General features: G+C 56.7%; 17 protein-coding genes. 10 read left to right on the top strand and 7 right to left on the bottom strand.

What is annotated here, in order from left to right; genetic code table 11:
• Position 1: 1 nt before the first annotated feature.
• The 3 genes from KVP70_RS31600 to KVP70_RS31590 form a co-directional block, all read right to left on the bottom strand.
• Complete coding sequence (locus tag KVP70_RS31600) at positions 2 to 1048, bottom strand: multicopper oxidase domain-containing protein (RefSeq protein WP_217946347.1); 1047 nt, start codon at positions 1046 to 1048, stop codon at positions 2 to 4.
• A 633-nt stretch (positions 1049 to 1681) separates the two neighbouring features.
• Positions 1682 to 4426 (bottom strand): EAL domain-containing protein, encoded by a 2745-nt coding sequence (locus KVP70_RS31595; RefSeq protein ID WP_217946346.1) that lies wholly within the window; start codon positions 4424 to 4426, stop codon positions 1682 to 1684.
• On the bottom strand, positions 4423 to 5688 hold the full coding sequence (locus KVP70_RS31590) for a sensor histidine kinase (RefSeq protein ID WP_217946345.1): 1266 nt from the start codon (positions 5686 to 5688) through the stop codon (positions 4423 to 4425). Before KVP70_RS31590 ends, KVP70_RS31595 begins: the two co-directional genes overlap by 4 nt.
• Before the next feature lie 372 nt (positions 5689 to 6060).
• Here KVP70_RS31590 and KVP70_RS31585 point away from each other — a divergent pair, with 372 nt between their 5' ends.
• The 3 genes from KVP70_RS31585 (at position 6061) to KVP70_RS31580 (ending at position 7786) form a co-directional block, all read left to right on the top strand.
• Positions 6061 to 6339, top strand: coding sequence for a hypothetical protein (locus KVP70_RS31585; RefSeq protein ID WP_217946344.1), 279 nt, complete (start codon positions 6061 to 6063; stop codon positions 6337 to 6339).
• A gap of 72 nt (positions 6340 to 6411) precedes the next feature.
• Positions 6412 to 6909 carry a hypothetical protein gene (locus KVP70_RS34535; RefSeq protein ID WP_229225224.1) on the top strand — a complete coding sequence of 166 codons (498 nt, stop codon included), beginning with the start codon at positions 6412 to 6414 and terminating at the stop codon, positions 6907 to 6909.
• Positions 6845 to 7786 carry an AAA family ATPase gene (locus KVP70_RS31580; RefSeq protein ID WP_229225223.1) on the top strand — a complete coding sequence of 314 codons (942 nt, stop codon included), beginning with the start codon at positions 6845 to 6847 and terminating at the stop codon, positions 7784 to 7786. Before KVP70_RS34535 ends, KVP70_RS31580 begins: the two co-directional genes overlap by 65 nt.
• 127 nt (positions 7787 to 7913) lie before the next feature.
• Here KVP70_RS31580 and KVP70_RS31575 read toward each other — a convergent pair whose 3' ends face one another.
• Positions 7914 to 8645: a hypothetical protein gene (locus KVP70_RS31575; RefSeq protein ID WP_217946342.1), complete on the bottom strand. Its 732-nt coding sequence runs from the start codon at positions 8643 to 8645 to the stop codon at positions 7914 to 7916.
• Between the two features lie 54 nt (positions 8646 to 8699).
• On the opposite strand from KVP70_RS31575, the gene tnpA reads away from it, so the two are divergent.
• From tnpA to KVP70_RS31555, 4 genes are all read left to right on the top strand, one after another.
• Positions 8700 to 8999, top strand: a complete 300-nt coding sequence (gene tnpA, locus KVP70_RS31570; protein WP_217946340.1) for an IS66 family insertion sequence element accessory protein TnpA — start codon at positions 8700 to 8702, stop codon at positions 8997 to 8999.
• Positions 8999 to 9340, top strand: a complete 342-nt coding sequence (tnpB, locus tag KVP70_RS31565) for an IS66 family insertion sequence element accessory protein TnpB (RefSeq protein ID WP_229225229.1) — start codon at positions 8999 to 9001, stop codon at positions 9338 to 9340. Before tnpA ends, tnpB begins: the two co-directional genes overlap by 1 nt.
• A 54-nt stretch (positions 9341 to 9394) precedes the next feature.
• Complete coding sequence (tnpC, locus tag KVP70_RS31560; protein WP_217946338.1) at positions 9395 to 10936, top strand: IS66 family transposase; 1542 nt, start codon at positions 9395 to 9397, stop codon at positions 10934 to 10936.
• Between the two features lie 214 nt (positions 10937 to 11150).
• Entirely contained in the window at positions 11151 to 11606 is a 456-nt protein-coding gene (locus KVP70_RS31555) for an RrF2 family transcriptional regulator (RefSeq protein ID WP_217946364.1), read from the top strand.
• A gap of 71 nt (positions 11607 to 11677) precedes the next feature.
• Here the strand turns inward: KVP70_RS31555 and KVP70_RS31550 are convergent, their stop codons facing one another.
• Positions 11678 to 11959 (bottom strand): TehB family protein, encoded by a 282-nt coding sequence (locus KVP70_RS31550; protein ID WP_217946337.1) that lies wholly within the window; start codon positions 11957 to 11959, stop codon positions 11678 to 11680.
• 184 nt (positions 11960 to 12143) lie between these two features.
• On the opposite strand from KVP70_RS31550, the gene KVP70_RS31545 reads away from it, so the two are divergent.
• Both KVP70_RS31545 and KVP70_RS31540 read left to right on the top strand, forming a co-directional pair.
• Positions 12144 to 12860 (top strand): EAL domain-containing protein, encoded by a 717-nt coding sequence (locus tag KVP70_RS31545; protein ID WP_217946336.1) that lies wholly within the window; start codon positions 12144 to 12146, stop codon positions 12858 to 12860.
• A gap of 26 nt (positions 12861 to 12886) precedes the next feature.
• Positions 12887 to 13144: a heavy metal-associated domain-containing protein gene (locus tag KVP70_RS31540; RefSeq protein ID WP_217946334.1), complete on the top strand. Its 258-nt coding sequence runs from the start codon at positions 12887 to 12889 to the stop codon at positions 13142 to 13144.
• An 87-nt stretch (positions 13145 to 13231) separates the two neighbouring features.
• Here the strand turns inward: KVP70_RS31540 and KVP70_RS31535 are convergent, their stop codons facing one another.
• Positions 13232 to 13669, bottom strand: a complete 438-nt coding sequence (locus tag KVP70_RS31535; RefSeq protein ID WP_217946332.1) for a carboxymuconolactone decarboxylase family protein — start codon at positions 13667 to 13669, stop codon at positions 13232 to 13234.
• A 77-nt stretch (positions 13670 to 13746) separates the two neighbouring features.
• Positions 13747 to 14187 (bottom strand): carboxymuconolactone decarboxylase family protein, encoded by a 441-nt coding sequence (locus KVP70_RS31530; RefSeq protein WP_217946331.1) that lies wholly within the window; start codon positions 14185 to 14187, stop codon positions 13747 to 13749.
• 195 nt (positions 14188 to 14382) lie between these two features.
• On the opposite strand from KVP70_RS31530, the gene KVP70_RS35445 reads away from it, so the two are divergent.
• The gene (locus KVP70_RS35445; protein ID WP_217946330.1) at positions 14383 to 15207 is read left to right on the top strand and encodes an aminotransferase-like domain-containing protein; all 825 of its coding nucleotides are present in this window, start codon (positions 14383 to 14385) and stop codon (positions 15205 to 15207) included.
• The last annotated feature ends 89 nt before the right edge of the window (positions 15208 to 15296 follow it).

Here is a 15296-nt window from a genome sequence, read left to right as displayed (position 1 = left end):
GTTATTGGACGGCCTGACCCTTGAAGCCGTCATTGGTGTAAATACCTGGGCCTTTTTTAAGCGATTCTTCGTAGTAGAAATTCGGTTCGAATTTCTTGTTTTTCCAGTCGTAGAAGTCGTCAGGTTTGATTTCGTTGTATTCGAGGACGCTCATAATCCCGCCCATCGGACGGTCGCCGTTCATTACGTGCGAATCGACGTGATCGTGAATCATCCAGCGACCTGGGTTGTCGGCGGTGAAAATGACGTCGTAGCGTTCACCAGGTGCGACTGCGATGGTGTCTGCTTTGTATGGAGCTGGCAGTGGGAAACCGTCTTTGAAGGCGACGGTCATCACGTGACCATGCAGGTGAATGCTGTGTACCAAATCGCCGGCGCCGATCAGGCGCATACGGACGACATCGCCTTTGTTGACGCGCAGCGGTTGGTTGTCAGGGAATGATTTACCGTTAATGGTGAAGAAGTCGAATTTGTCACCTGGCAGCCCACCGAAGCCTGGTTTGTCAGCCCACTTCGAGTCCCAGTCGGACAGCATCATGATGAATTCTTTGGTGACGGTCTTTTCAAGCGCAGTTGGTTTTTTTGGGCGAACGATGAAGGGACCCCACATACCGCGCAGTACGACGTGCTCATTGACATTCACGTGGCAGTGGTACCACATCGTGCCCGATGGCTCAGCGGTGAATTTGTAGAGGAACGATTCGCCCGGCTTGATGGCTTCTTGGGTAGTGCCGGCAATGCCGTCCCTCTTCCAGGTACCTTTTTGCAGCATGCCGTGCCAGTGGATGGAGTGGGGAAGGGCGGTCACGTTGTTGACGTTGACCTCAATTTGGTCACCTTCATCAACGTAGAACAATGGGCCGGGAACTTGGCCGGAGAACGCGAAGGTGTGGTACTGCTGCTTTTCCACCAAAGTGATCTTTGTATCTTCGATGTTCATGTCGTACTTGCGTACTGCGGCCAAGGCCTGAGAGGAGATTATTGCGCTGGCCGCGAACACGGCCGCTAGCGCGGAAAATCTGCGAAGGGTGGAAAGGTGCAGCTTCATTGATACTCCTGTGATGAGTGGTTCCTGGATCTAACAATCATTTTAAATGCATCTTTAAAGGCATTAAAAATGGCCTGTTGGCCGCCTTCATAGACACTCTTAATGAAGTAGATAGTATACTTGTTTATGGTGAAAAGCAAGTATGATTTTTCTCAAACGCAATTCCCATCGCGGCGCGGGGTCAGATCAGACTGCTTTTCTTGGTAAAACACGGGCTTCACGGGCTTACATGTACCCCCTGTGCAAGTCGCACGAGCAGGGAGTGCAGAAAGGGGGCCGCCCGTCCACCTGGTACTTGTAACGACCTGTATTTGAAACGGGGCTGACCAGCATTCCAGCCGATTCTCGGCCAGGAATAACTGCGACTGAAGGCCCCCTCAAACCAGCATTAGCTGCGAATGAACCCGCTTTTATCCGTGCCGATCTGCATTCCATCGCCGCGAACCAGAATTATTTGCATTTGACCGCACGAGAAGAAGACAGGCCGATTAGGCGTCTAAAGCTCTTGCGGTGCCGGACCGAACCGTGCAAGCAACTCTGCGTTTAGAACCTTATCGGAGCCTCGCCCAATGGCCTCGATCCGCCGCGCTGGCTCACCGAAACGCAGGGAATACTGCCCACCTGCCTGAACAGTCAACTCGACTCCTCGCTGCTTTTTCCGCACTCTACCGAACCCTGTACATCTTTGCGAGACGGAGCGGCCGGTCGCTCACTATCGTCTCCCCTTTCCTTGCGGAGAATAGCTTGTTCGATGAATTCACCCAAATTTCCCTCGTCATATGATTTTCGAAGCAAGCGCGTAATGGCGCCCTCGTTGACTGCAGCAATCGCTATCGGGAGGTCGACGTTACCGGACAGGAGCATGCGAACTGACTCCGGATAGATATCCTTGGCCAGTCGCAGGAACTCGACCCCGCTCATACCCGGCATGTTTTGATCCGATACGATTACGTCAACTTCGTTGCGAGCCAGCAAATCGAGTCCCTCGGCACCATTGTGCGCTGTCAATATGCGATAGCCGCAGTGGCGCAAAACGCGCAGTAGGCCCGCTATGACATTCGGCTCGTCATCGACTAGTAGCACGGTATGCAAATGGCAATGGTCAGGCAAGTCTGACGACGGCAATACGAACGAGCCACATAGTACTGCATCGATGATGGTCGATGATACCGGACGGCTAAACAGATAACCCTGCACTTCATCACACCGATGCTTGGCCAAGAAGCCAAGTTGGCCGTCAGTTTCCACGCCTTCGGCGATGGCCTTCAAACCCAGCGAATGGGCCATCGTGATGATTGCCTTGGTCAGCGATGCATCGCTAGGATTAGTGGTGATGTCGTGTATAAAGGACTGGTCAATCTTGACGAAATCGATGGGGAAACGCTTTAGGTAACTTAGGCTCGAATAACCGGTGCCAAAGTCGTCCAGCGACAACGTCACGCCAATCTTCTTGAGGGATCGGAGGGTTTCGATCACGTCGTCCCTATCCTGCATTATGACGCCTTCGGTCAACTCCAAATCGAGGTAGCGCGCCTCGAGGCCAGTCTGCGCCAGGATGTCTGCTATTGTGTCGACCAACTCCGGTTGTCGGAACTGACAAGCTGAAACATTGACTGAGACTGTCAGATCGGGATACCCAGCCGCGTGCCAAGCCTGAGTCTGAGCGCATGCAGTACGCAGTACCCATTCCCCGATTGCAACAATCTGGCCGGTGTCCTCGGCAAGTGGCACGAAACGCGCCGGCGAAACGAGGCCATGTTCGGGATGGTCCCAGCGCAACAGCGCCTCGACGCCGCGCATACGGCCAGTATTGACCTGGATCTTTGGCTGGTAATCGAGCCGGAATTCGCTGCGACCAAGGGCCAAACGTAAGTCGTTTTCCAACGTCGCGCGTTGACGCACGCTCTCACTCATGGCGAGTGTGTGGAACTGAACGTCGTTACGTCCTCGTTCCTTGACGTTGTACATCGCGGTGTCTGCGTGCTTGAGCAGGATCTCAGCGCTTTCGCCGTCTTCCGGATAGATGCTTACACCAATGCTGGCACCCACCTGTAGTTCCTGATCGCCAGACACGAAAGGAAGGGAGATCGCGGCCAGCAACTGGTGTCCAATAGCATCGGCGTCGAGCGGACTGGTCAGCCCCACCGCCATCGCCACAAACTCGTCGCCTCCGACCCGAGCCACGGTGTCGCTGCCACGTAGTGCGGCCTTGATCCGGTTCGACACGTCCTTCAGCAAGGCATCACCGACTGCGTGGCCATAGGTATCATTGACGTATTTAAAGCGGTCTAGGTCTATCCATAACACGGCAAAGTGTTCGCGCACGCGCTGCGCATGCGAAATCGCTTGCGCCATTCGATCCTGCAATAGCGCGCGGTTGGGTAGGTCAGTTAGTATGTCGTAGTTGGCTTGGTGTTCCAGTTGGCGTTGATTTTCGCGCGCCACCGTGATGTCGTTCATGACGCCGACATAATGACCAACTTTGCCGTCATCATTGCTGACCGGGGCGATATACAATTCGTTCCAGAACTGGCTGCCATCCTTGCGATAATTGCGCAGCACGGCATGGCCGTCGCGCTGCGCCAGTAGGGCCTCGCGCAGGTCTTGCAAACCAACTTGGTCACGGTCATCACGCTGCAGGAATCGCATGTCGCGTCCAATTGCTTCGCCCGCTGCATAGCCGGTGATCCGCTCGAAGGCTGGGTTGACGTATTCGATCAGTGCATCCTGATGTCCGAAGGTGGTGATCACGATGGCGTTGACAGCCGATTCCATCGCCTGGTTGCGCAGCCGGAGTGCGGTTTCCGCCTTTCGCCGTACCTGCACTTCCGTTTGCAAATCGGCAGTACGCTCCTGCACCGTGGCCTCCAGAAGCTCCAAGTGTAGCGTCAGCTTGCGCGCGACGTTCCATTTCGCACACAGCGCGTTGGCCAGTTGATAGACTTCGATGCTATCGAACGGTTTCTTGAGAATCAGCAACCGGTCGCCGCAGTCAAGGCGCTCCAGCACCTCACGCCATGAGTGGTCGGTATAAGCAGTGCAGATAACGATCTGCACTGCGCCATCGCGTTGCCACAGAAGTTCAATCGTTTCCAGTCCATCCGGCCCCGGTGGCATGCGCATGTCAACAAAAGCCAATGCGTAGGGACGACCGCTGCCATATGCTTGTTCCACCATAATCGCTGCCTCGTCGCCCTGGTAGGCCGAGTCGATCTCAAAGCCTTCCGTCGGCGCCGATTGCACCTCGCCGAATAGGCCCGCGTGCAGGGCGTCGAGGTCATCGGTTTCGTCAGGCGTAGCCAGTATCTTGCGAAAATCGGCATGGATCGCGGGCAGATCGTCAACTAACAGGATTCTTCGGTTGGACGTTGAGCTCATACGGATCCAGCAGCTACGTCAGCCTGAATCGGCAGTTTCAGCGTGAAGGTTGCGCCTTTACCCGCACCCTCGCTGTGTGCCAGCAGCGTTGCTCCCATCGACTGCGCTGCTAGAACACAGCTATGTAAGCCAAAGCCATGCCCATTCTTGCGCGTGGTGAAACCGTGGGCAAAGATCCGGGTCAGGTTTTCGGGCGCGATCCCCTCGCCATTGTCCACCACCTGCAACACCACTCCGGCGTTTTCTGCATTGCTGAGACGCACTGTGATTCGGTGCTGTTGGTCGGACGCGCCGGACATAGCATGTTTGGCATTGTTGATCAGATTCAGCAGGATTTGCAGTACCTTGTTCCTGTCGAGTAAGACCTTGGGCACCGCAACAAACTCCTTGACCAGTGTAATGTCGTGGCGCGATAGCGAATCGTCGCTCATACGTAAGGCATCCTCCACCAACTCGACAATCTGAACTGATTCGATGATACCGGTCGGGCCGGCATAGGACTGTTGGGTAGCCACGACTTCTTTGATGTGTTCTATGCTTTTGGTTAATTCCCCCAGCTCGTCAAGTATACGAAGCTGCTCCACAGCAATCGCCTGTTCGAGCTTGCTCAGATAATCGGGTAATTGTTTTCCTTTCTCGTCATGGCTAAAAAAATGCCCGAGATCGGCTTCGTGCTCCTGCAGAAGGTGTACCACCTTGCCCAGGGCTCGCACCTTTGATGTGCTTACTTGCTGGATCACTAGGTTGGCTGAGACGTTTACGCTGTTCAGCACATTCCCCACGTTATGCAGCACATTAGTGGCGATCTCAGCCATACCCGCTTTGCGCGCAGTGGCGACCAACTCCGTTTGTGCGTTACGTAAATCATCGTTTACTTTTCTTAATTGACTCGGACTGGGCAGTTGCAGCGCAACCGGCACCAGTTTGATGAGCAAGATGGCCGTGATCAACGAAGCGATCGCAGTGATCACTTTGACCAAAGCGAGTAGCCAATAGTCCGGATGCCAAATTGTCCAGATGTCCAGCAAATGGGTAGTGCCGCAAGCTAGGATGAACACACCGAATGCTCCGAACATCCAGTCAAACGGAATATCCCGGCGTTTCCGAATAAAATAGATGAGCGTCACAGGGATGGTCATGTAGGCGAGCGCAATCACGGTGTCAGCCACGACACTGGTCCATAACAACTCGGGGAACCACAAAAAACAGTGCCCGTGAGGCATGAAGCGTTCATCGCGCAGCATTTTCATCAGGCTATCCATGACAGATCTTCCTCTTGCTGTGAAACAGCTCAAATTTTTGGCTCTACGTTATTTTCTGTGGAACTTGACTTCTAGTACTATAGCTATAGTGACCTGCATTTGAAACGGGGCCGACCAGTACTCAAAGCGCTTCTCGTCCAGAAATAACTGCAACTGAAGGTCCTCAGACCGGCATTCACTCCACATGAACCAGAGTTTATCTGCGCCGACCCTGCATTTCATCTGCGCTAGCCAGTATAGATAGTCTGCCAAGTACTTTGGCACAAAACTGGTGCTTAAATCTATTCAAATCTCACTGGTGGTCGAAAAACCGTTTGGCTTGCAACATGCGCAACTTAAAGTATCCAGAAAAAGAGGGTTTTCCAGAACGTGATGCAGGCGCTGGGCATCGAGTGGATGACGCACATCCCTGCCGGTAAGGACGGCGAGCGGGTCACTGCGCGCTCCAAGGGAAAAGTCGAGCGGCCATTCCGGACGGTGAAGGAAGCCCACGATACGCTGTACCACTTCCACAAACCAGAAACAGAGCAACAGGCCAATGAATGGCTGGTGCGCTACCTGATGCGCTACGCTCGCCAGGATCACCGCTCTGAGCCCCATTCGCGCATCGAGGACTGGTTTGTTAACTTAGCCAGCGGCGGCATCCGCTAGATGTGCGCCAGGGAGCAGTATTGCCGCTTCGCCCGCGAGCCGGAACGGCGTCGGGTGGGCGTGGACGCGCGTGTGTCGGTCGAGGGCGCCAGCTACGAAGTCGAGCCGGACGTGGCCGGTGAATACGTGCTGCTGTGGGGGCTGTTCGACAACGAAATGTATGTCGAGTACGAAGGCGTGTGCACCGGCCCATATTACCCAGTCGCCAGGCCGATCCCGTTGAACCGGTACCGCACCTTCAAGCGCGGTGCGGCCGATGCGCGTGCCGACCGTATCCGCACTTTGGCCGACCTGCTCAAGCTGCCCCTCAAGGCGCTGGCGGGCAAGGAGCTGCACTTGGCCCCACTGAATCTACCAGGCGAATTACCAATCCAGCCGTTCGACGCCGAGTCGCACGAATTCCATTTTTCGAACGTCATCGCCGCCAAGCTCGCGATTGCGGCCGAGCTGGCCAGGCCGCTGGCCAAGCTGTCGCAGGAGGACCGCGCCGTCATCGACCTACGGGTTGACACAGCCGCTCAGCCAGGCCGGCTACTACGAAATCGACCACTACAAGCTGCTGATCAATGACATCAAGGGCGCGGTCCTTGAGGGACGGCTGATCGCCTTGTGCGGTGTCGTCGGTAGCGGCAAGACGGTAACGCTTCGCCGCCTTCAACAGATTTTGAAAGACGAGAACCGCGTAGCCGTCGCCAAATCGCTGTCCGTGGAAAAGCACGGCATCAAGCTGGCTACTTTGATCTCCACGCTGTACTACGACCTGACGCAGGACAAGCAGGTGCAAATCCCCAAGCAGAGTGAGAAGCGCGAACGTGAATTGCAGGAAATCGTCAAAAAGAGGAAGCGGCCGGTGGCGCTGCTCGTCGACGAGACGCACGACCTGAACGGCTACACCCTCATCGGTCGCAAACGCCTGATGGAAGTGGTCGAGGACGCGGGCGGCCGACTGTCCGTCACTCTGGCCGGCCATCCGAAGCTGCGCAACGATCTGCGCGGTGCAACAATGGAGGAAATCGGCTACAGGACCGACATCTTCACGCTCGATGGGCGTCGCCGGCAGCCAGCGCGAATAGTCCTGTGGCTGCTCGGTGCCAGCTCTGCCCAGAACACTGATCCCGAGTCGATCCTGGACGGTGCGGCCATCGACATCCTGTCCACCAAGCTGCGCGCACCGCTTCAAGTCCAACGGCCCCTGACCCTGGCGCTGGAAGCGGGCTACCAGGCCGGCGAGACGTCCGTCACGGCCGCGCTGGTGGAAACCGTGCGGTCGCGCCAGCTTGACGATATGGAGCCGACTCTGACCCGTCACGGATTTAGGTTGAAGGATATGGTTAAGCAGTTCGAAGCTAAGCCTGCAGAAATCCGCGCGCTGTTCAACAACAAACTCGAACCGGTGCGCACTGCGGAGCTGCGCGACAGGATTCGCGCCGCTGGCCTGCCCATCTAATCTTGCCCATGAAATTCAAATAATTTACAGTGGCGTCCTGCTTCTCGTCTTTCATGTTGCCAAACGTCTTCGTTGGAGAATTGGAGGCTCGGAAGAAAGCGACCATGAGCTGCTTGGTGAGCGACCATTATCTTGGCCGCCGGCCAAGATAGTTGACGCGAACCAGCTGCTGCCTTGCCAGGAACATCAGCCTTTTTCCGAACATCGAGCAGGAGGACCACATTGAGCGGATTTGGAAAATGGTCGAGGCCGACATCCGGGACGCACCACCCGATTTGGAACTGGGATTCAAGCAGGACCTGCGTATGTTGATCACATAGAAGCAGGAGATGTTTCCGTGGGCGCATATGAACCTCCCAAAGGCGGACTTGATCGGAGCGGGCGTCCACGATGTCTTGATGATCGCCACCGGCACCGGCACTGGCACGACCGACGAAGTCGAAATCCTTGCCTGGCCGAACCCAACCGGACTACCGCTCATCATTGAGCACTGCGGGGCATCCAGAACGACACGGCCGCCCAAGTCGAACTGCTGGCGAAGGCCAGGCGCGTACCGGGGGCATTCACCGACATCGAGGCAACCCAGATGACGACAGCGTATTGCGTGCAGAGGGCCGATCTGGTCGGCTACCAGCGTCAAGCGGGTCATCGGCCACTGGCTGGGCGTACTGGCCGAAATCGAGGCCGATACCAAGGCGGTGCTGAACATCCGGGGCAGTTGCAGATAATCCTGATTCGCGGCGATGGAATGCAGGTCGGCGCGGATAAATGCAGGTTCGTTTGCAACTAATGCTGGTTTGAGGGGGCCTTCAGTTGCAATTATTTCTGGCCGAGAATCGTAAGCGGTCAGCGCACCCACCTATGAATCCTTGAGGCCCCATTCCATACTCCGCGTTTTTTCTTGGAGAAGAGGATGGTGAATACCGAACGCAAAACGATCTGGCAAGGGCGTGTTGAGCGCTGGCGAGCAAGCGGTCTGTCGCAGCGCGCCTTTGCCCTGCAAGAAGGCTATCCAGTACGGCAGATGGGGTACTGGGTTCGCCGACTGCGCGGGTCACCAGCCGCGCCCGGGCTGCTGCCGGTGCGGGTGGCGCCAGCGCTCCCGAGACCGGTCCCGGTCGCGATCAGCCTGATCAACGAGCGCGGTTGGACGTTGAGCTTGCCGAATGATGTGCCAGCGAACTGGCTGGCCGAATTGATGCGGGCCTTGTGATGGAACTGTCGGCCGATGCGATCTGGCTGGCGACGGCGGCGGTGGATATGCGCACCGGGATCGACGGGTTGTCGCTGCATGTGCAGCAGGCACTGGGGCGCCCGCCGTGCGACGGCGCGGCCTACGTGTTCGCCAACCGCCGTCGCACACGCCTCAAGCTGGTGTGCTGGGACGGCACCGGCGTCTGGATGTGCCTGCGCCGTCTGCATCGCGGCCAGTTCGTCTGGCCGCAGGCGGACGAACCCTGCTGGCAGATGAGCGCCGAGCAGTGGCGTTGGCTGGTGGCTGGCGCGGACTGGCAGCGCCTGTCGGCGCCGGCGCCGGCCCAGTGGCGATTGTGATGCCGTCGGCGGTGGCGCTTGTAAACATGCGCCGCCGCCTGTAAACTGCGCAGCATGAACCCGCTCGACGACCTTGCCCGCACCGACATCGACCCAGCGCTGCTGGCGCAGGTGCGTGCCCTGGTCGAGCGGCAGCAGGCCGATCTGGCACGGCGCGATGCCCTGCTGGCCGAGAAGGAGTTCAAGATCACCGCGCTGACGCACGAACTGGCCTACTACCGGCGTATCCGCTTTGGCAAGGCCAGCGAGGCGCTCGTCGGCGAGCAGCGCCTGCTGTTCGAGGAAACGGTCGACATGGACCTGGCCGCCATCGAGGAGGAACTCGATACCCAAGCGCCGCTCAAGCGGCAGCGCAGGCGCGCTGGCCGGCAGCCGTTGCAGCCTGAGCTGCCGCGCATCGAGCACCGCCATGAGCCAGCATCGTGCCAGTGCGGCCAGTGCGGCGCCGACCTGGTCAAGATCGGCGAGGACATCAGCGAGCAACTGGACGTGGAACCGGCGCGCTTTTTCGTGCACCGCCACATCCGCCCCCAGTATGCCTGCCGCCCCTGTGAGACGGTGACGGCCGCGTCGATCCCGGCCGCCATCATCGATGGTGGCATGGCCGCCGTGGGCCTGCTGGCGTGGATCGCGGCCTGCAAATACCTCGACCATTTGCCGCTGTACCGGATCGAGCAGATCGCGGCCCGCCAGGGTGTGCCGCTGGCCCGCTCGACGCTGGCCGAGTGGATCGGCCGCATCGGCGTGGCCCTGCAGCCACTGGCCGACCGGCTCGCCGAACTGCTGCGGCAACAGGCGTGCCTGCATGCCGACGAGACGCCGGTGCGCCAACTCGACCCCGGCAGCGGCAAGACCAAACACGCCTATCTGTGGGCCTACCGCTCCGGCGTGCATGACGACGGTCCGCCCATCGTCGTGTTCGACTACCAGACCAGCCGGGCAGGCGCGCACGCACGCGCCTTCCTGCATGGCTGGCGCGGCCATCTGATGGTGGACGACTATGTCGGCTACAAATCCCTATTCACCGACGGGCCCACCGAACTGGCGTGCCTGGCGCATATCCGGCGCAAGTTCTTTGACGTGCACGCCGCCAGCGGCAGCCCCGCCGCCGAAGAGGCGTTGCGCCGCATCGCGGCGCTGTACGTGATCGAGCAGCAAGGCGCCGGACTCGATCCGCCGCAGCGGCTTGCGTTGCGCCAGCGATTGAGCGTACCGGCGCTGGGCGAGCTGCACGCCTGGCTGCTGGCGACCCAACGCACCATTGCCACCGGCAGCAGCACGGCCAAGGCCATCGACCACGCGCTCAAGCGCTGGCCGGCGCTTATCCGCTATGCCGACTCGGGCAGTCTGCCGATCGACAATAATCCGGTCGAGAACGCCATCCGTCCCATTGCCATCGGCAAGAAGAACTGGCTGTTCACCGGTTCGGAGCGGGCCGGCCGCCGCGCCGCCGCTATTCAGAGCCTGTTCGCCACCGCCAAGCTGAACGGACTCGATCCGCTGCGCTGGCTGTCCAGCGTACTGGAACGTCTCCCGACGTGCCCCAACAGTCAACTCGATACGCTGCTGCCATTTCCCAACTCTATCCCGCGCTGAACAGGCTGTACAGGTGGGCGCGCTGGATGCTTACCGAGAATCGGCTGGAATGCTGGTCGGGTCGATTTCAAATGCAGGACACTACGGGTACGGATCGGCAGCCGGCCATGCGAGCTAGTGAGGGTTAGGAAAAACGCGGGAAGCATACGCCAGCACTAAAATCATGTATGATGTATTCACTGTACATGTTTATCCTAATGCGGACTGGACAATAATGCGCCTTACAACTTTTACAGACTATAGCCTCAGAACACTTCTTCACTTAGGAATGAATCGCGATTGCTTGGTGACCATTCAGGATATCGCCGACACACACAACATCTCCAAGAACCATTTGATGAAGGTGGTGCATCAGCTAGGTGTTGCTGGATACATTGATACAGTGCGTGGCCGAAATGGTGGGTTGCGCTTAAAAATGGAACCGTCCGATATAAACCTTGGAGCGGTTGTGCGCGCTACTGAAACAGACTTCCACATGGCAGAGTGCTTCAACACAAGCAGTAACACCTGTCCACTTGTGACGAACTGTAGACTAAAACATGCGCTTGCGACAGCAACGTTTGCATACCTTGCATCTTTAGATACGCAGAATTTGGCGATGCTGTTACCAGACAAGCAGGAGAACGCAGCAACGCCGATAAAATACCACCGAGCTCCTGTTGCTGCCTAATCGATCCCAGTAAGCTCAGCAAGGTTGGGCCATGCGGCTGAAAGTATTTCGGCCGCATGGGTACTTCGTCATCATCGATGGAAATCCACCTGGAACCTGACCGGTCCGACGATCGAGACTTCGTGTTCAATTCGCGGCTCCACAACCCCAAACTTCTCCGGCGTCAAAAGAATCTCTTCCGCTGGCACACGTTCATCCGTGATGCGGTACAGGAGACTACCTTCAAGTATTGTGATGCGGCCCCAAGTTCCTTCAGCAGTAGTGTGGCTGCGCTGGAGCGCGGCTGGCACGGTTTCTTCCGTAAAAACGGGACTGCTTTTGTAGTGGGCTACGCCCTCCGGCAGAGATCTCATGATGTGTCCTTCAGAGTGATTGTGTAAGGTGATTATGCATCCTTTACTTAAACAAGTAAATTAAATGCTTGAATAAATTTGCGGCCCGGCATATGATGAGCTCCATGTATCGTTCAGACAGAAGCCCATGTACTCAGCCAGCACCAGCGACCTTCTAGTCCGAAGTCAGTGTGTGAATTGGCCCGTGCTGCACTGCAAAAAGATCTCGGCCAGCGACATTATGGATGGACTTCGCCGGAGGGAGTTCCGTGCGTTTTTTCAGCCGATCGTCGATGTTAGTAGTGGGAGAGTGGCTACACTCGAAACCACCGTGCGTTGGGGGCACCCGATATTCGGGCTTCTCGTGCCGGCGGAATTTCTCTGTGAAGCAGACCAATATGGGCTGCTTGATCAGGTGGCGGTTCAATTCCTGGACGATACCATCGCTACGGTCGTCAATTGGCGCCGTCAAGGGTTCTGCGTGTCGTTAGATCTTTACGCACCTGTGCAAGCACATTTGTCTGGTGCGGTTTTGAGGGATGAGTTTACGCGTAGGGAAATGACAAAAAGCGTCGCTCTATCTGGCCTTAGCGAATTTTCCTTGATTTTTGAAAACGACTTACATGCACACTCGCTGAATGAATTGCTCTCGTGCAAATTTAGCCTGAACGACTGCACTGACACTCGTGAAGCGCTTACGTCAGCATTCAATAGGAGCCATGTGCCACCTAGTGCAACGACAGTGTATGGCGTTGATACTTTATTGAAGTGGTACGTTTCCCGTGAACACGGTGTGTCGCGCGCGCAAGGTGACTTTATTTGCCCCGCAATGACTGCGCGTGACTTAGGAGCGGGACTCGTTCAGTGGCATCAGCTCTTTCGGGGTATGCATGCTTTCGACGAATTACTTCAGTCAACTTAACCCAGTAGTGCTCAAAAGGATCCACCATGTTACTTGCTTCTTTTACTTTAAAGGATTCTACCAATGCGGGCTTTGGCGCCGAGATTGAGAAGAAACTTCAACAGCTCCCAGGCGTCAGCGACGTCCTTATCGGCGATGTTAACGATACCTGCAGCATTGTGTATGATGAAATGAGGATCTCTTCACTAACACTTCGAAATGTACTTCAGGCAGCTGGATATGACGGCAACCTCGAAGAGATCGTGCCGAAGAAGAGTTCCTCATGCTGCGGCAGCTGCAGCTGACCGAACGGAAGCTTGGGTATACTCTCGGCGCGATCGCTTAAGAACCACGGGATGCTGGAGATATGCTTCAGTTTCCCGGGTTTGCGCTTATAGTATGGCCTTGCGGAACCCTATCCCAACCCGGTTCCAGCAATTGATTGCGACGATCGCCAAGGCCCAATTTTCGATTTGCTGTTCGTCGAATACAGCGCTCATCAAAGCGCGAGCCTCATTGATTGCGGCTCTGTTGTTCAGTTGGGTCAGCGCCTCGGTCCACGCCAGCGCAGCGCGCTCTTGAGCACTGAACAAGGTACTTTCTCTCCACAAAGAAAGCGTGAAAAGGCGACGCGGTGCTTCGCCAACTCGCCTTGCTTCGTCGCTCTCTATGTCGACGCAGTAAGCACACCCATTTATTTGTGAGGCGCGGAGCTTTACGAGCTGCAAAAGACGAGGGTCCAGCCCCAGACGGAGTACCGCAAGCTCGAGTGCAATAAGTGCATTTAGAGCGTCCGGGGATGCCTGGTGGTAGTCGAGGCGCTGTTTCATGCAGGAGTCCGAAAATTTTATAGGCACGTTGAAAGTCGAGGGCATCACAAATGCGCTGTGCAGTCCCCACCCATCTGTTATGCAGCTGGCATCCTGCGTAAGCCAACAGCCAAGCGGTTCCTGCGGTTGATAGTGGAAATAGCTAGAGTCAAGTCGGCCGTTTCCTTTGAACTGAAGTTCGCAACTTGGTATTCATAGTCAGCGTCAGGCGCGTGGGCCAGCGGCAGCCGGGTTAAGGCCACGGTCCAGCCCAGTGCTGCGTGCTTACGCCGTGAAAAGAACGGAGTCTCGCGTCTGGCGGAGACACCGCGCAGGCAGTGATCGGCTTCGCCGGCCTTACGTGCATCTGTAGTATGCAGGTCCACCCAGTAGGCACAGCCGTTGAGCTGCGAAGCGCGCGCTTTGACCAATTCCAGCTGCGACGCCTCCAAGCCCAAGTTGTTGGCTGCGCCTTCCAACGCGGACAGGGCTTTGATAGTTTCCGGTGATGCGCCGCAGAAGTTCAGGCGAGTCAACAAGTCTATTTCCTTTAATGAAGGGGCAGAGTGACTCTATTGTAGGAGGGGCAAGGCGCGCTGCGGGTAGCCAATCCCCGTAAAACTTAGGGTGCCACTAATGGGGCGATATATTTTCTGTCTGGCCGACAATGATGTAAGATTTTAGTTCAACTATTGTCGGTAGGAAATCATCGCGGTGTCGATGGAGGGAAAATCATGGAGCTTCACCTGATCATCGAGGGCGGCAGGGATTTATCTGAGCAGGTATATAGCCAAATAAGCCAAGCCATACGCTCGGGCCGCTTGGCGCCAGGACAACAGCTACCACCTACGAGGCTTTTGGCGCAGCAGTTGGGTATATCTCGTAAGCCTGTTGCTGATGCCTACAGCCGACTCACCTATGACAGAATTTTGGTTGCGCACACTGGTAGGGGTACCTTCGTTGGCGAGCTCGGCGGGGCGGGCGCTCGGAAAGTGGAGGGGGCGCAATTGGCCTCTCGAGACACACTGGAAAAATGGATGGGGTGGGATACTCCATTCAGACAGCCGTTCGCGCTCGGGCGCTCTGAATACGAGTTCATTGGTGGTGCCCCTTCACCGGCTCATTTTCCGCAAGAGGAATGGCGGCGGTGCATTTTGCATGGCCTACGTCAGGACTCGGTTGATCGAGGCCGCTATGCTCCAACCGAAGGCGTTTTAGAGTTAAGGGAGGCGATTGTCCGTCATGCTGGTTATGCCCGTGGCGTGCGGTGCGCAGCGCGACAAGTCGTCGTCACCAACGGGGCACAGCAGTCGTTGGATTTGCTGGGACGGATACTATTAGAGCCAGGGAGTGTGGTTGCAGTAGAAGACCCAGGCTATCCAATTGCGCGTTCTCTTTTCAAGAGTCAAGGTGCAACCGTCGCGTGTGTGCCAGTCGATAGAGAGGGTATTGTTCCGAGCAAAATTCCGGACAATGCCCGTCTCATTTACGTCACACCGGCTCACCAGTTCCCACTGGGTATAAAGTGGACCCGTCAGTCAAGACACTCTGCCAGTTAATTTAAGCTGTGCTCGTTTCCACTTCATCAGCTGCTCGGCGCTGTCCCGCACTGCTCTTTTCCTGTGACGTTTCACCGTCATCGCCGAAC

Source organism: Duganella violaceipulchra (genome assembly GCF_019166075.1).
Taxonomy (GTDB): Bacteria; Pseudomonadota; Gammaproteobacteria; order Burkholderiales; family Burkholderiaceae_D; genus Rugamonas; species Rugamonas violaceipulchra.
Note: the sequence above shows the minus strand (reverse complement) of the source record. Positions and strands in the feature narration are given on the sequence as shown.